The sequence below is a fragment of the Prevotella sp. C561 genome, assembly GCF_000224595.1.
GTDB classification, from domain to species: domain Bacteria; phylum Bacteroidota; class Bacteroidia; order Bacteroidales; family Bacteroidaceae; genus Prevotella; species Prevotella jejuni.
This window is the reverse complement of sequence record NZ_JH114141.1, coordinates 229,759-250,123: the sequence shown is the minus strand read 5'-3', so window position 1 is coordinate 250,123 and position 20,365 is coordinate 229,759. Positions and strand designations below refer to the sequence as shown.

The following is a 20,365-nucleotide window of genomic DNA, read 5'->3' as shown; positions in this document are numbered from 1 at the left end:
CTAAAAATGCCGTTCTGTTATCGTATCGATATCCTACACGATTGGTCTTTAGGCTTGACAGTATGTGTACAAAGCGTTCGCACGATATAAAACAAAGGTAAGAATCCTTGGTAAGCTACCTGAATACGAAAAAAGAGGATTGTTTCAATCGTGTCGATTGAGGCAATCCTCTTCTGTTAGATGGATATGTCAGTAACTTTTGTTACCAAGTATGACTACTGAAACTTTTGCATATCTTTGTGGCAGTAAAGTGTCTACTTTTGTAAAGCCCTTGGCTACTTATGAATATTCTATTTGATTAGAACCTTCTTACCATCAATGATATAGATACCAGGACTCAGTTTGCTATTGTCGTTAGCATCCCTTACTTTGAAGCCATTGATAGTGTAGACAGCACCTTTGGGCCGTTGATTTATCGCTATCTTATCCACAGATGTGTTGATATTACTCGCACTTTTCCCAACGACATTGACGCTACGTAAGTAGTAGCCCTGTCCTGTTATGGCTAAACCATACTGCTTCAACTCTTTGATAGTACTTGGTTCAAGTTCAACGATATAAGTATTCTCGTCCTTTCCCTCTGTCAGGTTTACAATATGTCCATATTGCTCTGAGAATGAGAGCTTAGGCCTGTTGGGTTGACCCTCAATCTTTGTGTTCTGTCGTAAGTAAACCTTTGCGTTCGGTCTAACGTCTCTCACCACAATTTCAAGCTTTTGCCCTTCTCCTATACCTGCAAATTGTTCGGCAGGAATGAGCGTCTCGCCCCATTGAATCTCCTTAAAACCATTCCATAAAGTGGCGTCCTTAGAAGAACGACAAATGGTGTACAAGCGGATATTCTCACCTTTTAAGATACACCCTTCACCCTTTAGTTGCTTGCTAAGTGCCTCTGATACAACGAAAGTCATCTGTGCATCGTTCTTTGAGAGTTCAGGTTTTAGCGTAGTGATAGGTTCACCTCTTCTATTATAGAGGTCGAGACTCGCTTTCTGTGTAGGGTCACAAACCTCAAGGTCCATCACCAATTGGTCGCCTGTATTAAGTTTTTTGAACTTGTCCTTAGCAATGTCTACACTGATCTTCTGGTTCTCTCTATGTACCGGAACAGTACCAATCCAAAGCAGTTCATTAGCTCGCTTGAACACACGAAGCCAATCGATTTCTGTCACAAACGCCTTTGGTACCTTGTTAATATCACCTTCGTACTGAGGGCTGAGTTCGGGGTAGAGCGTACCAGAAAAGCCTTTGTAAGGATACATGTTAGGTGTTATCGTAGTCCCAGCCTTATAGGCCTTTCCTCCGACTTGGCCTGTTATAGCAACGTCCCAGACACGGTCTTCCCCATACTTAGATAGGTTCTGCGCTAAAAGGGCATTGTACTGGTAGGGATAGCGAGGGTCTTTTCTCTTGTATCTATCGTCCTTTGTACGGAATACCGAGCGTACCCTGCCATCTAAGAGGAAGGTTACAGCTAAGTTCAGAGGGTCGCCTGGCTCAGGATCTATTTGTGCTCCATATACATGGAAGTCCTTACCTGGGTCGAAATCAATCTCTCTTACACGGTCTCCATAGTCGTTGTGGTTATAAGTAGACTTAGGCATCCCATTGTTCCAACCAGCATTATAGTCCATGCCATGCGTTGTCTGATGCAGATAGAAGCCTTTCTCCTTCATTGCATCTTTTCGGTCTTCATTGACAAAGAACTCCTGTAAGTCTATTTCAAAGGTACTTGCACCATTACAATGACGAAGCCATAGCGCCATCCACGTGCCGAAGACGTATGGAATCTTAGCTTTTATCTCTATGCGAGAGTACAGAGGATAATAGGTACCTTTGTCTAATCCGACCCCTGACTTTAGGTCTGCTCCGTTGGCATTACGGCTGGAGAGTGCTCCTGACCACCAACCATATTTCCCAAACTCATGCTTGGGTTTAAAGGGAGGTTGTGTCTTTACGCTATAATCGGTACCTGCTGGGTCGTGCTTATAGTCGCGACGTCGTCCGGTAGTGATAGGTTCTCGTGAGGCTGTGATATAGACGACACCATCTCTCACCTTAACCATTTGGTCACGATAATACTGTACGCTTGCTTGGTCGTAAGTGTTACCATAATCATCGAACTTATAGTTATACTTCGAGTCTCCGTATATTCCCCATCGAGTCTCATCTATCTTATTACCATTAAACTCGTCTCCTCCGTAGTAATTCCAGCCTGCCAATGGTGGTATGGCATGCTGTGTCACTTGTGCAGAAAGCTTGGAAAGACTTAAGCACAGTCCGCAAAGTATTAATCCTGTTGTTTTCATGTTGTCTGAATTAGGAGTAGTTGTATCCTACTCAATGTTGAGAAAATAGTTTAGAGGTGGTCCTGTCGGATAGATACATCGGAACTTACGAATAAAAGTAAGGTGTCATGACATTTGTATCTATGGTAGACTAACCTCGTGTGCAAATTTACATCATTTTTTTTATAGGGACTTCTTATACGGAGCTTGAGCTGTGTAAAATATTTATAAGGTATTGTAAACCTACTCATTTTATGTTGAATAATATGAAATCAATACGTCTATTGTTTATTTATGTTTCGTCTAATGGCTTGAAAGACACTTTTGTCTTTACGTAAGCAGCTTGTAGATTATAAAGAGAATAACGAAGATTAGAGAGGGTAACTCTTGTTATCTTAAGCGGTAAAAACTATATATAATAAGGTGTTAGATATGCTTTTCCTCCTAAGGATATAAGATGCTTATATATGATAGACGAATTTTATCGATTAAGTTTACAGCCATTTCAATCCTTTATTATGCCTGATTAATAGTTTGGAAATATGCTGTCTATGTCGAAAATAGATGCTAATAGCAACAACAATGATTACTAAACTTGTAATAAAGATAAAGTTCTTCCTCTAATTAGAGCACTGCTTGTCAGGCTAAAACAAGGAAGAACCTTATTTATTTGTCGTCTTTATGTTTTGAAGCGGTGTTGAACTATTGCTTAGAAAATAATCATTTCTTTAGGTCGTCAATAGTCTTTACCTCAATGTAGTCGCTGAGAGAGCCTCGTAACATGTCTTTCTTTAGAAGGTCATCGAGTAGGGCTATAAGACTGTCCCAGAACCCCTCCACATTAATTAAGGTCACCTTCTTATGATGATAACCAATAGAAGCAGAGGCTGCAACGGTAAAAATCTCGTCAATAGTCCCTATTCCTCCTGGCAGTGCATAGAACTCATCTGAGCGTTCCATGATGAGTGCTTTGCGATCGGTGAGGTCTTCACAAGGAATCTCAACATCTACGTAATCGCTTACCCTGCGTCCTTCTTCCAAGATACGAGGGATAACACCGATAGTGCGAGCGCCAGCTTCGTGTACAGCCTTTCCTATACACTCCATCAGTCCACTATTGGCACCTCCGTAAACGAGGGTATGTCCGTTCTCTCCAATCCATCGTCCCAACTCTTCCGCAGCACGGAAGTAGTTGGAATCAATGTTATTGTTTGCGGAACAAAATACTGCTATATTCATTTGAACTTGCTCTACTCGTCTTATTCAGCTAATAATTTAGCTGCCATCTCACGGCCTAAGCGGTTGCACTCTTCCTTAATCTCTGGTGTGAGTGCTTGCTTCATCTCAACAGGTTCGCCTACCTTCTCAAAGTGGAGATGGTTCTCGTTCCATTCGCCAATGGCTGCAACAGCCTTTGAAGCCCATGAGTAAGAACCAAACCAACCGATAAGGTGGTTCTTGATGTCGCGATTGGCAACCTCTTGCAAGAGTACATCCATCTCATGATAGAGTCCTGCATTATAAGTAGGAGCACCAACTATCAAGCCACGGAAGCGGAAGATGTCCTGGAGGATATAGCTGTGATGTGTCTTAGAGACATTGTACAAGCGGATATTCTTCACACCAGCAAGAGACGCTGAGCGGGCTATCTGTTCTGCCATACGCTCTGTGTTACCATACATCGTACCGTAGCAAATAACCAAACCTGGGTCTGTCTCATATTTAGACATACGGTCATACAATGCGACAACCTTATCAACATATTGATGCCATACTGGTCCGTGAGTAGAACAAATATAGTCGAAATGGATACCAGCAAGCTTCTTCAATGCGTTCTGAACAGGTGTTCCGTACTTTCCAACAATGTTAGAATAGTAGCGAACCATCTCCAACCAGCACCAGTCAGTGTCTATGTCCTTATCGATGAGACCGCCATTTAATGCACCAAAACAGCCGAAAGCATCGCCAGTGAATAGGTAGCTGACCTCACCCTTACAATGAGTCATCATTGTTTCAGGCCAGTGTACCATTGGAGTCATGTAGAACTGAAGGGTATGATTACCTAAGTTAAGCTCCTCACCATTCTTTACTTCAATTGTATTGTCCTTGATTCCATAGAATCCAGACATCATATCGAAGGTCTTCTTATTACCGATAACTTGAATGTTAGGGTAATATTTACGCAGTAAAGCAAGTGATCCAGAGTGGTCAGGTTCCATGTGGTTGATGACTAAGTAGTCTATCTGTCGGTCGCCCAACACCTCACGAAGCTTCTCTATAAACTGTACAAAGAAATCTACCTCAACAGTGTCAATAAGGCAAACCTTCTCGTCATCGATAAGATAAGAATTGTAGCTAACACCATAGGGCAGTGGCCATAATCCCTCAAAGAGACTCTTGTTGCGGTCGTTAACTCCTACGTAATAAACTTTATTGGCAATTTCTATCATTATATATTTGATTTTATGTAGTTCCTTTTAATTAGCTTATTGGGCTTATTAGGCCAATTGGGCTTATAAGGCCAATAAGTCTTATTAGGCAAATACGGCTTATTTATAAAGCCTCCTCCTTCATCTTCTCACCAAATTCCTTGCTTACATAATTGAAAATGTCCTTGCAGCAGTCTGCTGAAAACATCAGAGCATAGTTGATAAGTTTGTCCCACTGCTCCTCCGTCAGTCCTTGTTCGAGGTCAGCACGGGTAATGTTATGCTTCAACATACCAAAGATGAAGCCTGCATTAAAGTTGTCACCAGCCCCAATAGTACTGATCACATTTGTGTCGAGGACAGGGTAAGACTTCTTTAATGTCCTACCGCTACGCACCTCTACAGGCTGGCTTCCTTGGGTGTAGATGAATTGTTTGCAATAGAATGATATCTCGGCATTATACACCTTATCGGCATCTTCTTTCTTGTAAAGTGTTGCAAAGTCCTCATGACTACCACGAACAATATCGGCATAGTCGAGGTTCTCGATGAGGTTAGGCGTAACCTTGATTACCTCATCCTTATGTGCTGGACGGAAGTTCACATCATAATAGATGATAGCTCCATGTGAGCGAGCATAGTCGAGTAGGCCGAGAACCTGCGGACGAATCATTGGATTGACAGCATAAAACGAACCAAAAATCACGATATCATCGGGTTTTATCTCCGGATAGGTGAAGTCTAACAAGTGATGTGGATGTTCCTTATAAAAGATATAGTCAGCATCATTCTTGTCATTGAGGAATGCCAGTGATACAGGCGACTTAGAATCGGGGAAGGTAGTGACGTTATCAGCATTCACGCCATTGTCTTTCAAGAAATCAACGATGTATTTCCCAACATGGTCATTGCCTGCTTCTGATATGAACGAAGTATTGATACCACAACGTCCTAACGATGTGATGGCATTAAAGATAGACCCTCCAGGAACTGCCTCAACTGGTTTGTTTTCCTTAAAGATGATGTCTAAGACGGTTTCACCTATACCTATAACTTTCCGCATTTTATTGTGAATTATGTTGTGTCTCGTTTTAGTTGTGCAAATATACTGAAATTTAGGCGTAACACAAAATGAATTAAGTTCTTTTTTCTTTGTCGATTAAAGTCTATTAGTTTTCATTCTTTTTTCTTAATTTTGCACCTTATGACAAGATATCAGACTGCAGTCTTGGATAACGGACTGCGTATCATAGCCCTTCCAACGGCTTCTCCGGTGGTTTATTGCGGTTATCAGCTCAACGCTGGGACAGCTAATGAACTGCCAGGAGAGGAGGGGATAGCTCATTTCTGTGAGCATGTAACCTTCAAGGGTACTACCCGTCGTACGGCAATAGATGTTATTCAATGTCTCGAAGAGGTAGGGGGCGACCTCAACGCCTTTACGACCAAGACCGATACGGTTTATTATTCAGCTATTCTGAAGGAACATCTTCCTCGTGCGATAGACCTTCTGACAGATATTGTCTTCCATAGTGTTTATCCTCAAAAGGAGATTAATAAAGAGGTAGAGGTTATCTGTGATGAGATAGAGTCGTATAATGATAGTCCAGCTGAGTTGATTTATGACGAGTTTGAAAACCTTATCTTCCGTGGTCATCCATTAGGACATAGTATCCTTGGAACGTCTGAGCGTGTGCGAAGGTTTACTACTGACGATGCAATACGGTTCACTAAGCAGTATTACTTACCGATGAATTCGGTGTTTTTTGCGTATGGTGACGTTGATTTCGAGCATTTACTTCGTCTGTTAGAGAAGGAGAATGGAGCGAAGGTGAAGGTGATAGAGGAGGTAGAAAAGCCTGTAGAATCATCTCTTCCACCATTAAGCGAATATCAGCCACAGGTGGTGGAGATAGACAAACATACCCATCAAGCGCATGTAATGATAGGAAATAGAGCCTATAGCATACATGACAAACGGAGAATGGCACTCTATCTACTGAATAATATATTAGGAGGACCGGGCATGAGTGCTCGTTTGAACCTTGCACTCCGTGAGCGTCGAGGACTCGTTTATACGGTAGAAAGCACAATGGTAAGCTATTCCCAGACGGGTCTGTGGAGTGTTTACTTTGGTTGTGATGCTGATGATAGAGCCGAGTGTATGCGCCTTGTTCGTGCAGAACTCGACCGTTTCATGTCGGTTCCATTGTCAGATGAGGAGTTGTCCATAGCTAAACAGCAGTTAAAAGGGCAGATTGGTATTGCTTGTGACAACCGAGAAAACCTTGCTTTAGACTTTGGTAAGTTTTTTCTACACTATGGGTGGAAGAAAGATATCACAGCACTTTATCGTGATATAGACGCTATTACGGCTGAGGATGTACAACAGGTTGCATGCGAATTGTTCCCTGAAGAACGACTAACAAAGTTGGTCTATATATAAGGAATAGATTTCATAAAGGATTAATGAAGCAATTTTGGCATAGTTATTTCTATAGAATTTAGGTAGATAAAAGATATAATAAAGGATAATAAACATAAGGATAGCAAAGTAATGAAAGCAAATATTGAACGCACAGACAAGAAGAGAGTCGTCATTGTTGGTGGTGGATTAGGAGGCTTAGACTTAGCTTTTAAGTTAGTAGACGGCGATTATCAGGTCGTACTGGTTGATAAGAATAATTATCATCAGTTCCCACCTTTGATCTATCAAGTGGCATCTGGTGGTCTTGAACCAAGTAGTATCTCCTTTCCTTTCCGCCGTCTTTTCCAAGGACACAGGGACATCTTCTTCCGAATGGCTGAGGTAGAATCGGTGGATACGGCAAAAAAGACCATTCTAACGACTGTCGGAGAGATAGAATATGACTATCTTGTCATAGCTGCTGGGGCTACTACAAACTTCTTTGGGAACAAGGACATCCAAGCAACTACACTCCCGATGAAATCGGTAAGTGAGGCTATGCGACTCCGTAATACCATACTCCGTAACCTTGAAAAGGCTTTGACTGAAGAAGACCCTACACGAAAACAAGCCTTGATGAATATTGTTGTCGTTGGTGGTGGTGCTTCTGGTGTAGAGATTGCAGGTGCGGTAGCCGAGATGAAGAAGAATATCATAGCTCGTGACTATCCCGACCTTGACTCGTCACAGATGCATATTTATCTTGTGAATGCAAGTGATCGACTTCTTTCTGCTATGGATCCAATGTCGTCAAAACGGGCTGAAGCCGACTTAAAAGAGCTGCATGTACATATTCGTCAACCACAGTTTGCTACAGAGTATAAGGATGGTATTCTTAAGACCAGTGCTGGTCTGGAGATACCTACACAGACAGTTATTTGGGTGAGTGGTATCTGTGCGAATAAGATAGAAGGTTTTCCTGCAGAGAGTATTGGCCATGCTGGACGACTTCTTACCGATCGCTTCTGTCGTGTGAAAGGTCTGAAAGATGTTTATGCGATAGGTGACATCTCTTTGATAGAGGGCGATGAGGAGTATCCTCTTGGTCATCCGCAGTTAGCACAAGTAGCGATGCAACAAGCAAAGACGGTTGCAAAGAACCTCAAAGCAATTGCTAAAGGAGAAGAACCAAAGCCTTTCAAATATAAGAACCTTGGTGTGATGGCAACAATCGGACGTAATCACGCTGTTGCTGAGATAGCTGGAAAGAAATTTGGTGGTTTCCCTGCTTGGGCATTATGGCTCATTGTCCACCTTCGTTCTATCCTTGGTGTAAAGAACAAGACGTTTATCTTGCTGAATTGGATTTGGAATTACATTAATTATAAGCAAAGTCTTCGTCTGATTTTGAAGGCGAAATAAGATGGTTGTTCCATACTTTTAGAAAATAGTATCAATCCTCTTCCCCTATTGGTGACTTGATTCTCTACCAATAGGGGAAGTGTTTTGTTATATATAAAATAGTCTATTATTAAGTTGATTATAGCTTCTTATTGTCTTGTTAGCCCTCCTCTCCCTTTCAGTCCACTATCTAATTAGCCCAGTCTTAATGTGTCCCTATTTGATAATATTTGACGGTATTTGCTTTGCAGTCTTATCATTTTGCGTTACCTTTGCACGAAACATAAAGTAAAAACGTAATATCTATTAAAGGATGAAGCATAATATCGGAAACATTTTAGCGGCAGGCTATGCGATTGTTGGACTTGCTGCACTGGCAAGTTGTGCGGGAGAACAGTTCCATGTGACGGGTTCTATTGCAAATGCCAAGGACTCTTTGCTCTATTTCGAACACAACGGACTCGATGGATTCAGTACTGTTGACTCAGTAAAACTCGATGAAAAGGGGAGTTTCTCCTTCTCTGGTGACAAGGTGGACAACCCTGAGTTCTATCGTCTTCGTATAGCTGGACAGATTATCAACATTGGTATTGACTCTACAGAGACAGTCGATGTCAAGGCTACTTATCCGCAGATGGCTACCGATTACACGGTGAAAGGCTCGTCTGAAAACGAGAAGATAAAGGAGTTAGCATTGAAGCAGATTGACCTACAAGCACGTTGTCAGTCTATTCTTGCAGAGCGTCCTGATATTGCAGACTCCATCATCACTGTGTTAATGAACGACTATAAGCAGGATGTATCACGTAATTATATCTTTAAGGAGCCTATGCGAGCTTATAGTTACTTTGCTCTTTTCCAATATATAGTAATAGGTAATCAGGCTCATCTGATATTCGATCCGTCACGAGATGCAGCTGATAATAAGGTCTTTGGAGCTGTTGCAACAAGCTGGGACACCTATTATCCTGGGTCTAAACGTACGCAAAATCTTCACAATATCACAATTAAAGGCATGAAAGACGAGCGTATTGTTAAAGCGCAGAATAAGCCTGTGGAGATAGAAGCTAAGGAACTTGGTGTTGTCGACCTGCCGTTGCGTGATAATAAAGGTGTCGAACGTCATCTAACTGACTTGAAGGGTAAGGTGGTCTTACTCGACTTCCATGTGTTTGCAGCGAAGGGTTCTACAGAGTATATAATGCACTTGCGCGACCTTTATAACAAGTATCATGACCGTGGATTGGAGATTTACATGGTCTCTCTGGATGATAATGCGCACTTCTGGAAAGAGCAGGTTGCTAACCTGCCATGGATTAACGTCTACGATGATACGGGTATTAGTCAGGCTTATACAGCACCAGCACAGACGGTTCCAATCATCTATCTCATTGATAGAGGTAATAACATTGTGAAGAACCCATCACAGATTAAGAATCTTGATGAGGAGATAGAACGTCTGTTATAATCGTCTGTTCTTTACTCATTCTGAGCGTTAAGCGTCGAAAAGAATATTCCTTAAAATAGAATAGGTTATTGATATAGAATCTCTATCTCAATAACCTATTTTAGTTTTAGTTTCGTTTGCTGTCATTTTTAACACTTCTCATAACTCGTTGTTGGTTAAGGGTATATGGAAGGTAAGGGTATGACAGGAGTGACAGCAACTTTTATTTCATGTTTTTATACGTCACACACTAACCTCTAAAGCTGTTAGTATCCCCAGTACGCTTGGTCGATGGTTGTCTCTACAGCCTGCTCTATATCGTCACTAAGGTTACAGAAGAAGTCTATACCTGTACGATTCTGTAACTCCTGTATGGTGATAAACTCGCTTTTACTATTATTGTAATGAGGCGACCAAATACCGAGAGCACGATAGGAGTTGGTTTTCTTGTCGTAAGCAAGCAGTGCCATATAGAAGAACTTTGGTACGATACCATTGAAATGAAGTGACTTGTCGGATGATTCCTTCTTTGCCATCTCATCCAAATCAGCTTGCTTACAGATATACTCGTCCTTGTCTATAGTGGCAGCCTTCACGATATAGAGCGTATCACATCGTCCAGCCCAATCGCGTACCTTCTCTTCAAGCTTCCCCCATACGCCACCATTGTGACCTTGTATCTGTGGTTGCATATTCGTTAGATAGAAAGTTTGCTTGTTCTGAGCGGCAGAATAGAGCCTATCCCCAGATGGGCAGAGGTGTCCACGACTAAAGCCACTCCCACTGTAGTTGTCAAGTGAGGTTTGTTCATTTGCTGGTATCTCTGGGTCTTGTTGGAAGGCATTTTGTCTCTTTACGTTCTTCTGCAGGAGAACATCATACAGTTCATAGCAGGTCCAACGGTTTGCTTTGAGTTTAGCGTCCCATTCGATAGAGTAGTTACGCAGTTCTCCAAGGTTCGCCTCAGTAGTGTAATGTGTCACTTCATACGTCTTGTTGGTTCCTTGATAGAAGCGTGGGAACTCCAATCGCCAACCCTCGCGGTTCTTTTGTAGGTCGTCGGCAGTGTTACGATTGGAATTGTTACCTATTGGCTCGGGGTTAGGTGTGACGTTTTCAGTGATGGTGTATTCTATCTGAGAGAAGAGGAAATCCTCTGAAACAGTCTTTCCCTTAGGGTAGACCTTTATCCCCACGCCCTCAATCACACGTGTACTATCTATCGTTTCACCCATGACGTAGGTATGCACCTCGCCTAATTTGGTAGTAATCGTGATGGTTTGTTTCTTATTTTGTGCTGTAGCTGTTATGCTAAGGAGCAACAATAGTGAAGTGAAAATATTCTGTTTCATCTTTAATCCTCCTTATTTTTAGCAATAATGTTCATAATCATCGGTGTGTTATATGTTTTCTTCATAACGTAGTGTCTCTTCTTATTTGATAATCAGTTTATGTCCATTCACGATGTACACTCCCTTTGGTAGGTTAGTGAGCGTACTACCCACGTATTGACCATTGAGGTTATAAACCTTCATCGCCTTATTTGTAAGCATATAAGGGCGTGTAATCGCATTTGGTGTCGATGAGAATGAAATCTTAACAGTCGCTGTTGCTGGTACACGATAGTAGGCATGTAAACCTTTCAGAAGGTTGGCCTTGTTGTCAGCACTTACTGGATAGTTGAGGCTTTCATCTGTAGAGAGATAACGTTCAGTCTTATCCAAGGCGAGAGTTTTTGGACTATAAACAGCCACGAAACTGTATAGTCCATCGTTTGATGTTACTGTCTCTGTCGTTGTCGCCTTGAGTGTTATTCCTTCAAAGGTAGGGTTCTCGATGTTCCACTTGATGAGGTAGGGCTTACCTGCTGCTATTGGGGTTTGCTTATCATCAAATATCATGGTATTATCTTCTACCTGCTTGGTGAATGTTGCTATCTTCGCACCGGCTAAGTCTTTCTCTTCAATGTCGAAAGGAACGGCAAAAGTGTCCCAATGGTCTGCTGAGAACGTACGCTTAAGGCGGACAGCTGCGTCCGTAATATCGCTTTGAGGCAATACAAAAGCCTTCTCTTCGTCAATAACAAAGGTGATAGGACGATGGTTATTCAGGTAGATTGGGTTGATTTCCTTCCTTTCACTATTCGGAACAACGATTCCTGCAAGGTCAATGATAGCGCCTTGATACGGTGCAGTGTATTTATTGTTACTACCAAAGCGGTTGTTGATGACAATACCGTCTTGCGTGGTGAGGGCATCATCGACAAGTGTCTGGTCCTTCAAGCATACCCAATCAGCAGTGTTATCAAGATAATTCTTTGCTTCAATCTCCTTTGGTTGGACAGCTTGTTCAGTAACAGGTGCTGCAATGACAAGCAGTGAGGTGTTAGTCACATTAGGGATAGCTTTAAAGCATGGAACACCATTTTCCACGACATACTCACCTGTAATCTGTCCTGCTAAGTGCTGGTTGCTAACGAAAGGTACGTTTGGATTGATACCATAGAAGCATACTGCACCCGTCTTGTCACGTACGTATGCCTCCTGTGTGTTACCTGTTCCGAATACGTAAAGGACACGTGCCATACTGCCTTCATTGCCATCGGTGAGGGTGAGGGTAGCCTTTGTTCCGCTTGCTAAGGCCTTCAGTTCTTTGATACTGTTCACCTTTGCGATAGGTTTCGTTGGTTGTGTTGCCGAATAATTTACTGTTATCGTATTGATATTATTCGTTGCAGATGCTTTAAAAGTCACTGAATTAATCACAGAATTATTGTTTGTCCATGACAATCCATTTAGTGCTCCGCTGTTACATGTGCTTTTCAAGTTACCAGTAAAAATAATACTTGTAATCTGTTTCCCTGCTGGTACGCTAAGGGTAAGCTCACTATTTGCATAGAAACGTAACTCTATATTGCCTTTAGAGTTCCATATTCGTGTAGGCGTTGAGGCATTGTTTTTCTTTTGCGTTAAGGTTACATCTTGGAGTGTATAGCCCTTGTCAGACAGATTTGCAGCCTTTCCTTGTTTGGGTTTCTCTATGCCTAAAGCTTTGAGTCCTTCGTCAGTAGTGAAATCGAAGGTAACTGTGTCAGCACAAACTCGTAATGGCAAAGCCAATATAAGTGTTAGTACTAAGATGTGTAAAAAATGTTTCATGCTTTTTTATAAATAGTATGTTGGTTTTTAATTGTTATTACCTACGAGTTAAACGCTAAAGGATAAACTTCAAATGGTTATATTGCAAAGTTAATGTTTTTTATTGGAAAAAGCCGTTAAGAAGGTAGGTTTGTTCCTTGAAAGCTGTTCTCAGCGGAGTAGAAAGACGAGACGAGCTGCTAAGCAAATAGTCTTTACGGGTATTATGGAGCAACATACTACATTTTGGAGGTGTTATTGGGATGGTAAAAAAGTATTACGAATTGTTGTGTCAATAACCCTCAAGAAAGGAGTATGATTCTATCAAGAACTGAGTCTGTAACCTTCATATAATCAGATGATTATAGAAGGCGTTGAAGAAGATGCCTTTCTTGCTTCAAGAAGAGCGTCTTCTTGCCCCTTGAAGGGCATGTTCTTGGATGTAGAAAGGCCTCTTCTTGCACCTTGTGGAGCATGTCTTGGATGTGTAAGAGGCGAAAAAAGTTGACATTAAGAGCGAAGAAAGTGTTTTATCCTTGGCCCTTCCTCGAATGAAGAGGGAGCGATGACTATTCTACTCTCACACGTCCTCTGTATATATTTGGTGTTCTATCTTCTATTATTCATAGTCCAATAGGGGTAACCTCACATTCTATTCTCCTCCCAGAGAGGGTGGGGCAGGGGATAGAACTACCTTTTGTAGGGTTATCTTGGTGGCTATGTCCCTCTCTGTGGAGGAGTAAAAAGAGGCGAAACCACCAAACGAAAAAAGGCTGAAACCCTCTTTTGGATTTCAGCCTTTGGTTTTTATGATGATGATAGGATAGTACGGATATGTATTCGTAGCTTATCTGTTGTCTATGCGGTGACTATTAGCCTTTCACGATAAGGCATACAGCGTAGGCGGCCATGCCCTCTTCGCGACCAACGAAGCCCATGCGTTCGGAAGTGGTGGCCTTGATAGATACGGCATCGACGTCGCAACCGATAATGTCAGCCAAGCACTTGCACATAGCAGGGATGTGTGGGTTTATCTTTGGACGCTCGGCACACACCGTAGCATCGATGTTTCCTACACGATAACCCTTTGTTGCTAAGAGGTCAATGGTCTTGCGAAGAATAATCTTAGAGTCCATATCGAGCGTATCAGCAGAAGTATCGGGGAAGTGATAACCAATGTCACGCATGTTAGCAGCACCGAGTAAGGCATCACAGATGGCATGAATCAATACGTCGGCATCACTGTGTCCGAGCAGACCGAGGCTGTGCTCAATCTTAATACCACCTAAATAAAGGTCGCGTCCTTCCACAAGTTTGTGTACATCATATCCCATTCCGACACGGAAAGATGGGATGGGTTGAGTAGAATTGGTCATAATAATGGGGACTTTCCCAAGCTCTTCTAAGGTAGAGGATGTTTAATGCAAGGGATAGGTTTTTATTGGTTTATATTAAAAGTCTTATAATACTTATGTAAAGAAGATTACTATCAAGGATTTTGCTAATTGTAGTAATCACTCCCCTACCTTTTGGGGAGGGGTTGGGGGAGGGGCCAGTTGTTGTTTATCTTCTCTTAAACAAGTCCTTAATACCATCCATATCAAAGGTGAGGGAGAAACGGAGAGTCTGGTCGAGTGGGTTGTTCTTGGCCGTTGCAATGACATATCCCGCATCTAAAGCAAAGACATTCATCTTAAAGCCGGCGCCCACAGTGAAGTATTTTCGGTTACCTTTGTTCTCACTCTCATGGTGATAACCAGCACGAAGGGAGAACTTGTCATTATAAGTATATTCTGCGCCTAAGCTCCACTGTATCTCTTGTAACTCTTCAGAAGCACCATTAGGTGCATCGCCAAAGCTCTTGAAGATACCAGAGATAGATGATACGTCATAGTAATCCTTCTGGAGTCGATTGTCATAGTCTACCTGTGTCTCATCAGCCCTGCGCTTTGGATAAGTCGGAACCAATAACTTGTTGGCATCAGCAGCAATGGTAAAACGGTTGAACTCATCGATAGGAACCATCAAGGAAGCACCTAAACGGAGGTTGGTTGGGATGAACTCAGAACGGTTGTCACCACCGAAGGTAATCTTAGAGCCGATGTTTGAGATGTTCATACCTAAGCCTAACTGGCACTCGCGTTCGCCGATATTGATATAGTTCTGGTAGTAGCATGATAGGTCGGCAGCAAAGGCAGAACCAGGAGCGGTGTCGTCTGTATAGTTATAGGTAAGGTCGGAGTATATCCAACGTACCGCTGCACCTAATGAGAAATGCTCGCTTAGCATCAAGGAGTAGGCTACATCCAATGACATCTCGTAGGGGTTGATGGTCATATTAGAGCCATCAGTCATCTGCACCTCACCCAAAGAGAAGTAACGCAATGATGCTGAGACAGCACTATAGTCACCGATACGATAGTAACCAGCAAGGTAGGCTAAGTCAATATCGCTCACTAACTGGCGGAGCCAAGGCGTATAGTTCAGTGAGACACCCGCACGAGAGATGTTAAAAGGATATTTAGCAGGGTTCCAATACTGTGAGTTGACATCAGGGTCAGTGGCCACACCAACATCACCCATACCAGCCGCACGTGCGTCTGGAGCAATAGTCTGTGAAGTAACTGATGTGTTGACAGGGTTAAAGATATCCTTCTTCTCTTGCGCAAAAGCGGTAGACGAGGCAAGTGCCGTCAGTGAGAGGATGGCTATACGAAGCTTATTAATCATTCTGTTTTAATTGTGTTGCTTGTTTTATGTTGCTATATGGATAGGAACGTTCTATTTGTCTTATTTATTGTCTAAGATAATTAGTTTCTTAGCTTTCGATACCTTTGTGGCACCATTACTGCTGAGGCGTACTCGATAGAGGTAGACTCCCGTCTTGAGTCTTGCCCCGCTCTCAACGGTAAGGTCCCAGTTGGCGGTGATGGCATTGCCCGATGCAACACCAGTCTCACTGCGGTGCCATAGGAGTCGACCGCTCATATCGAATACTTCGATGTCTATATCCACATCTGAACCAATGTAGTTATGGGTAACGATAAAGGTTGTCTCTGTCGTGGCTGGGTTCTTTGAGGCATTGACACTATAGATTTCTGGGGCCAATCCCTTGACAACTTTGAACTGAAGTGTGACGGTTGAAGGGTTGTTCTGTATGTCCCACGCACGGAACTGTAGCGTGTGTGGACCCTCAGAGAGCTCTGGTATGCTGAAACCTGTTGCTCCTGAGGTATAGCTACCGAAGTCATATCGGAAATTGTCGTTTAAGATGTAGGTCTGTGTCAACTTACCATCGATAGTCAGCTGCATGTCATGTCCGATACCATTACCAGAGGCATTGATGCCATCTTTGTCTGTTATCTGTGCATAGAAGTATGGAGTGCTGTTTACCTCACCGCCATTAACGAACGAAGGTGAATTGAGATAAGCATAGATAGATGGTCCGATGGAATCATTATAAACAACTTCAGAGCCATCAATCGTGAACCCTTCTTCGTGACCTTGGGCCATGAGGGTGTGGTTGTCATTAATGGCAAAGAGATTAATCAGGCCCGTACCTGCTGCGTAGTTGATGTCGCGTGGTACGGCAAAGGTAAAGGTGAACTCGCCATTCTTGATACTGTCAGTACCATTGTAGAGCACCTTCTGGCGGTCATAATACTGGAAAGCACTTGCGGATGTCTCCTCTTGTTGCTTACAAGTGATGAGTTCTTTCGTGTCACGAACGGTCGCTGTGAGTAGTCCCTTGTAGTCGGTCTGTTTGTTTCCGGCCTTTGCTATGTACCCTTTGACGGTCACAACCGAGCCACCCTTGAGTGTAACTGAGCCTGACGCATTGGGGGCTTGTCCGTTCATCGTCTCTACTTTAATCTCTAAGGTAGGGAGGTTAAGGGAGAGGGCAGGGTCGCCTAATAGGGCATACTGCAACTTGTTCGGTGTAAGGTCGCTGTTTGAGTTAATCAACTCACACTTAGCTAAACGCTGCGCCTCGCCCAACGTGGTTGGTCTTCCATCTGTAAAGCTTAGTACATGCTTAAGGAAAGCGGTGTTGATAGCCTTGTTATAGTAGGCATATACCGTGCGGGTAGTACCCCAGAAGGCTACTGAACCACCTTTCTTATTTAACATTGCCGCTTCACCGATAGTCGGGATCGTACCATCGTAAGGCATAATGTCACAGCTGGCAGTAATCCAAAGAGGTAGATTAGCATTGGTGAAATTAGCAAAGTCATTAAGGCGTAGCACTGCTTCATGGGATATTTGGTCTTCTTTTCCATGTCCTGCATAATCCATGATAAGTGCACCCTGTGATTGTTGTTGCTTGATGATAGCACTTACTTCAGGGTAGGTGTTACCGGTGGCAGACGATACACGAGGGTAAGCATCCCACATCACCTTCTTTACTTGATAGTCGGGATAGGTCGACATAATGGTCTCTGCGGTCTCATTGACATCATGCATGTGAAGGTTGTTGTTACCATCATCGCCCATGAACATGATGACATTCTCCCAACTCCCACCATTCTTATTCTCTGCATAGCTGATAGTCTTATCGACTAATATCTTTGCTTCAGAGGGATCAGTAACTGGGAAGCGACCTACTCCGAGGTCTTCTTTGTCACGTCTCAGTAAGTCTCCTCCCTCACCATCATCCATTAACGTAAACCAACCATCATTGATATAGCAGTCGGTCTCGCTGAATGAGTTCTCACTCTCGTATGCCAAGAGATAGTCATCGGGGTTGAGATTGCGGCAGGCGCTGGTCATCATACGATTATCCCATACACAATCGCCAAAGAGAAGGAGCGACTGTGGGAGGTTGGTGGTAGTAGCACGATCGTAAAGCATCTTCATATAACGACGGTAAGCCATAGCATCAGGAGTCCCACTGGAGAACTCGTTATAGAGTTCGTCTGCTGGAACAATGCGTACAGTGATGTTATCGTGTGTGCGATGGAAGGCTGCTAAGCGTTCTGCTTGTGCTAATAACTTCTGACTTGTAGGGATGATAATCACCATGTTGACAGGCTCGTCAGCATGATGGTCTTGGTTGGTTATATTATAAACATATTCGGGTGTAGGGAAGGAAGCCTTTAAAAAGGGAGCTGGCGCAGGCGTAGGGTAAGTCATGACGAGGTAGTCAAGACGTGCAGGACCGCCTGACAGAGTGGTTAATTTGATACTATCAACAGCATGGAGTGTGTTGAGGGTGTAGGTCCTGATTTCCTCGTAGCCTTTGTCAAAGGAGTCTTGAGGTGATACTCTGATATCGCCCAGATGTTGACCATTTGCTTCTACCTTTACAGTTGAGGTATAGGAACCTGTTGTTATGGCTACTGTGAGTTTTGCATTTGGCGCATGTGCTTTATTAGATAAGGTGAAAATCTTACCTTCGTTGAGCTTTAATGGTGTCTCTTCAAAGAGGTTGCGCCCTCCATGATACCAACTAAAATTGTCTACTTCGTGTAGACTATGGTAGTCGTCAGCCGATGGATAGAAACTATTAAGGAAGGTGGTGCTGTCTGAAATAGTCGTAGGTGCAGTGTTATTATCCTCAGTTAGGAAATAATAGCCATAGTCTGAATAGGGATTGCGGACTCTCTTCACAGATGTGTTACTTTCCCAACTGATAGGGCCACGAGCGTAGAAAAGGCGTCTACCATTACTATTATAGGTAGGAACCTCTCTTAAGTCATCATGCGAAATGATGTCATTTGCTGTTAGTACTTCCTTTTGTAAGTGCCCGCCATAGCCATAGATTTTCACCTTATCTATATTAGAGAAGCCCGCACGGCGGATGAGGTCGTTGGTCAACTGGTAGACACCATTGGCAGGAACACGTATCTTTGCCCATTTACCATTGGCGAGAACGGAATGTTCTGCATAGCGACTTGTAGTAGTAGATGAGGCTCCACTACCAGCACGAGTAGTAAGCTCTTTTGTCGTCCTTTTCTTTGGATGCGATGTAAGAGCTATCATGAAACTGACGAGGAACTGCTTTTTTCCGTTGCGCTGAACGATTGGCATTAGAGAAATCTCTAATACGCCACGCTTGCGTTCGACGGTCATCTGCTGGTGTATTTCTGGTAATGTGGGTGGTATAATACTTGTCAGTGCATTATATCGGGCTATGTCAGTCTGGCTCATATCTATGAACTCTGGGTAACGTATCTCTAAGTCGTAGATAGAATCAGCATATTGCTCACCTATGGGAATCGCATAGTGGAAATGTGGCAATACTGAGTCTATTGTCACATCTTGAACTGTTAGATTGAAAAACCTTTGCTGCTGGGCTGATAGCTTTATACAACTCAACAGGAGAATGAGGCAGAGTATTGCTGAACGTTTCATTATCAGCTCGTTGAATCCTTTCGTCATTTTATCTATGTATTCCTCCTTATGTCTTTTGGTCAGTTATTCCCTTTGTTCGGTTTGCTTATTTGTGCTTGTTTGTTGAACACGTATTACCTTCTATACCTTGTGCTGGTAAAATGAAGAGAGACGCAAGCTACTTGTTAGTTAACAATGCATAGTTTTCTAAACCACGGGTGATAGTCTCTTGATAGTCTATCTTTTCTTGTCTTCTTTACTTGCAATTGAAGTCGAGAACCTTTCTCTCTTCTATGTATCCTTCCAGATGGTCATTGATATGTACAGGTCCACAACCTGATGGACAACCTGTGTAGAGAATGTCACCAGTCTTGAGGGTGAAGTAGCGACTGATGTAACTTATGATTTCATCTACCTTGTATAACATATCACTTGTACATCCTTCCTGAATGGTTTGCCCATTGATATCAAGGTGAAAGCGGAGTCGTTGTATGTCAAGGAACTTCTCCTTTGGTATCCATTCGCCTAAGGCTGCCGAACCATCAAATCCTTTGCAGAGGTCCCATGGTAGTCCTTGTGCTCTCAGCTTCTGCTGTAATTCACGGGCTGTGAAGTCAATACCAACTGTCACAGCATCGTAGTATCTATGTGCGAAACGCTCTGAGATGGTCTTACCCAATCGACAGATACGCACCACGAGTTCCGTTTCATATTCAATCGTTCCCAAGTCATCGGGAATGAAGAAAGGCTTTTTATCTTTCAGTAGGGCAGAGTCAGCCTTTGTGAAGATAACTGGTCCTTCCTTTTTAGATAACGTTTCGTTTTGCGATTTATTATATTCGGCATAATTCATGCCGACTGCAAAGATTTTCATTATTGATGTTTTTGGGGGATTATTGGCCTTATTGGCCTTATTAGCCTAA

The 20,365-nt window shown here is 42.9% G+C and carries 13 protein-coding genes; 3 read left to right on the top strand and 10 right to left on the bottom strand.

All coding sequences use genetic code 11. The features are described 5' to 3' along the window. Positions 1-290: 290 nt before the first annotated feature. The 4 genes from HMPREF0666_RS03825 to HMPREF0666_RS03810 all read right to left on the bottom strand — a co-directional run bounded on the left by HMPREF0666_RS03825 (position 291) and on the right by HMPREF0666_RS03810 (position 5,780). Positions 291-2,309 carry a family 16 glycosylhydrolase gene (locus HMPREF0666_RS03825; RefSeq protein ID WP_009011005.1) on the bottom strand — a complete coding sequence of 673 codons (2,019 nt, stop codon included), beginning with the start codon at positions 2,307-2,309 and terminating at the stop codon, positions 291-293. Positions 2,310-3,008: 699 nt separating this feature from the next. After that, positions 3,009-3,527: a TIGR00730 family Rossman fold protein gene (locus HMPREF0666_RS03820; RefSeq protein ID WP_009011004.1), complete on the bottom strand. Its 519-nt coding sequence runs from the start codon at positions 3,525-3,527 to the stop codon at positions 3,009-3,011. Positions 3,528-3,547: 20 nt separating this feature from the next. After that, complete coding sequence (locus HMPREF0666_RS03815; protein ID WP_009011003.1) at positions 3,548-4,738, bottom strand: FprA family A-type flavoprotein; 1,191 nt, start codon at positions 4,736-4,738, stop codon at positions 3,548-3,550. Positions 4,739-4,841: 103 nt separating this feature from the next. Then, the gene (locus tag HMPREF0666_RS03810) at positions 4,842-5,780 is read right to left on the bottom strand and encodes a carbohydrate kinase (protein ID WP_009011002.1); all 939 of its coding nucleotides are present in this window, start codon (positions 5,778-5,780) and stop codon (positions 4,842-4,844) included. 141 nt (positions 5,781-5,921) lie between these two features. Here HMPREF0666_RS03810 and HMPREF0666_RS03805 point away from each other — a divergent pair, with 141 nt between their 5' ends. The 3 genes from HMPREF0666_RS03805 (at position 5,922) to HMPREF0666_RS03795 (ending at position 9,993) form a co-directional block, all read left to right on the top strand. Next, entirely contained in the window at positions 5,922-7,163 is a 1,242-nt protein-coding gene (locus HMPREF0666_RS03805) for a pitrilysin family protein (RefSeq protein ID WP_009011001.1), read from the top strand. Between the two features lie 111 nt (positions 7,164-7,274). Continuing rightward, on the top strand, positions 7,275-8,546 hold the full coding sequence (locus tag HMPREF0666_RS03800; RefSeq protein ID WP_009011000.1) for an NAD(P)/FAD-dependent oxidoreductase: 1,272 nt from the start codon (positions 7,275-7,277) through the stop codon (positions 8,544-8,546). Between the two features lie 292 nt (positions 8,547-8,838). Beyond that, positions 8,839-9,993, top strand: coding sequence for a TlpA disulfide reductase family protein (locus HMPREF0666_RS03795; RefSeq protein ID WP_009010999.1), 1,155 nt, complete (start codon positions 8,839-8,841; stop codon positions 9,991-9,993). A 245-nt stretch (positions 9,994-10,238) separates the two neighbouring features. Here HMPREF0666_RS03795 and HMPREF0666_RS03790 read toward each other — a convergent pair whose 3' ends face one another. The 6 genes from HMPREF0666_RS03790 to HMPREF0666_RS03765 all read right to left on the bottom strand — a co-directional run bounded on the left by HMPREF0666_RS03790 (position 10,239) and on the right by HMPREF0666_RS03765 (position 20,316). Further along, entirely contained in the window at positions 10,239-11,324 is a 1,086-nt protein-coding gene (locus HMPREF0666_RS03790; protein ID WP_009010998.1) for a DNA/RNA non-specific endonuclease, read from the bottom strand. A gap of 81 nt (positions 11,325-11,405) precedes the next feature. Further along, on the bottom strand, positions 11,406-13,130 hold the full coding sequence (locus tag HMPREF0666_RS03785) for a hypothetical protein (RefSeq protein ID WP_009010997.1): 1,725 nt from the start codon (positions 13,128-13,130) through the stop codon (positions 11,406-11,408). Positions 13,131-13,981: 851 nt separating this feature from the next. Then, positions 13,982-14,485: a 2-C-methyl-D-erythritol 2,4-cyclodiphosphate synthase gene (ispF, locus tag HMPREF0666_RS03780; RefSeq protein WP_009010996.1), complete on the bottom strand. Its 504-nt coding sequence runs from the start codon at positions 14,483-14,485 to the stop codon at positions 13,982-13,984. Between the two features lie 187 nt (positions 14,486-14,672). Further along, positions 14,673-15,839, bottom strand: a complete 1,167-nt coding sequence (gene porV, locus HMPREF0666_RS03775) for a type IX secretion system outer membrane channel protein PorV (RefSeq protein ID WP_009010995.1) — start codon at positions 15,837-15,839, stop codon at positions 14,673-14,675. 60 nt (positions 15,840-15,899) lie between these two features. Continuing rightward, a complete protein-coding gene (gene porU, locus HMPREF0666_RS03770) occupies positions 15,900-19,490 on the bottom strand; it encodes a type IX secretion system sortase PorU (RefSeq protein ID WP_009010994.1) in 3,591 nt (1,196 codons plus the stop codon). A 208-nt stretch (positions 19,491-19,698) separates the two neighbouring features. Beyond that, on the bottom strand, positions 19,699-20,316 hold the full coding sequence (locus HMPREF0666_RS03765) for a fumarylacetoacetate hydrolase family protein (protein ID WP_009010993.1): 618 nt from the start codon (positions 20,314-20,316) through the stop codon (positions 19,699-19,701). Between the last annotated feature and the right edge of the window lie 49 nt (positions 20,317-20,365).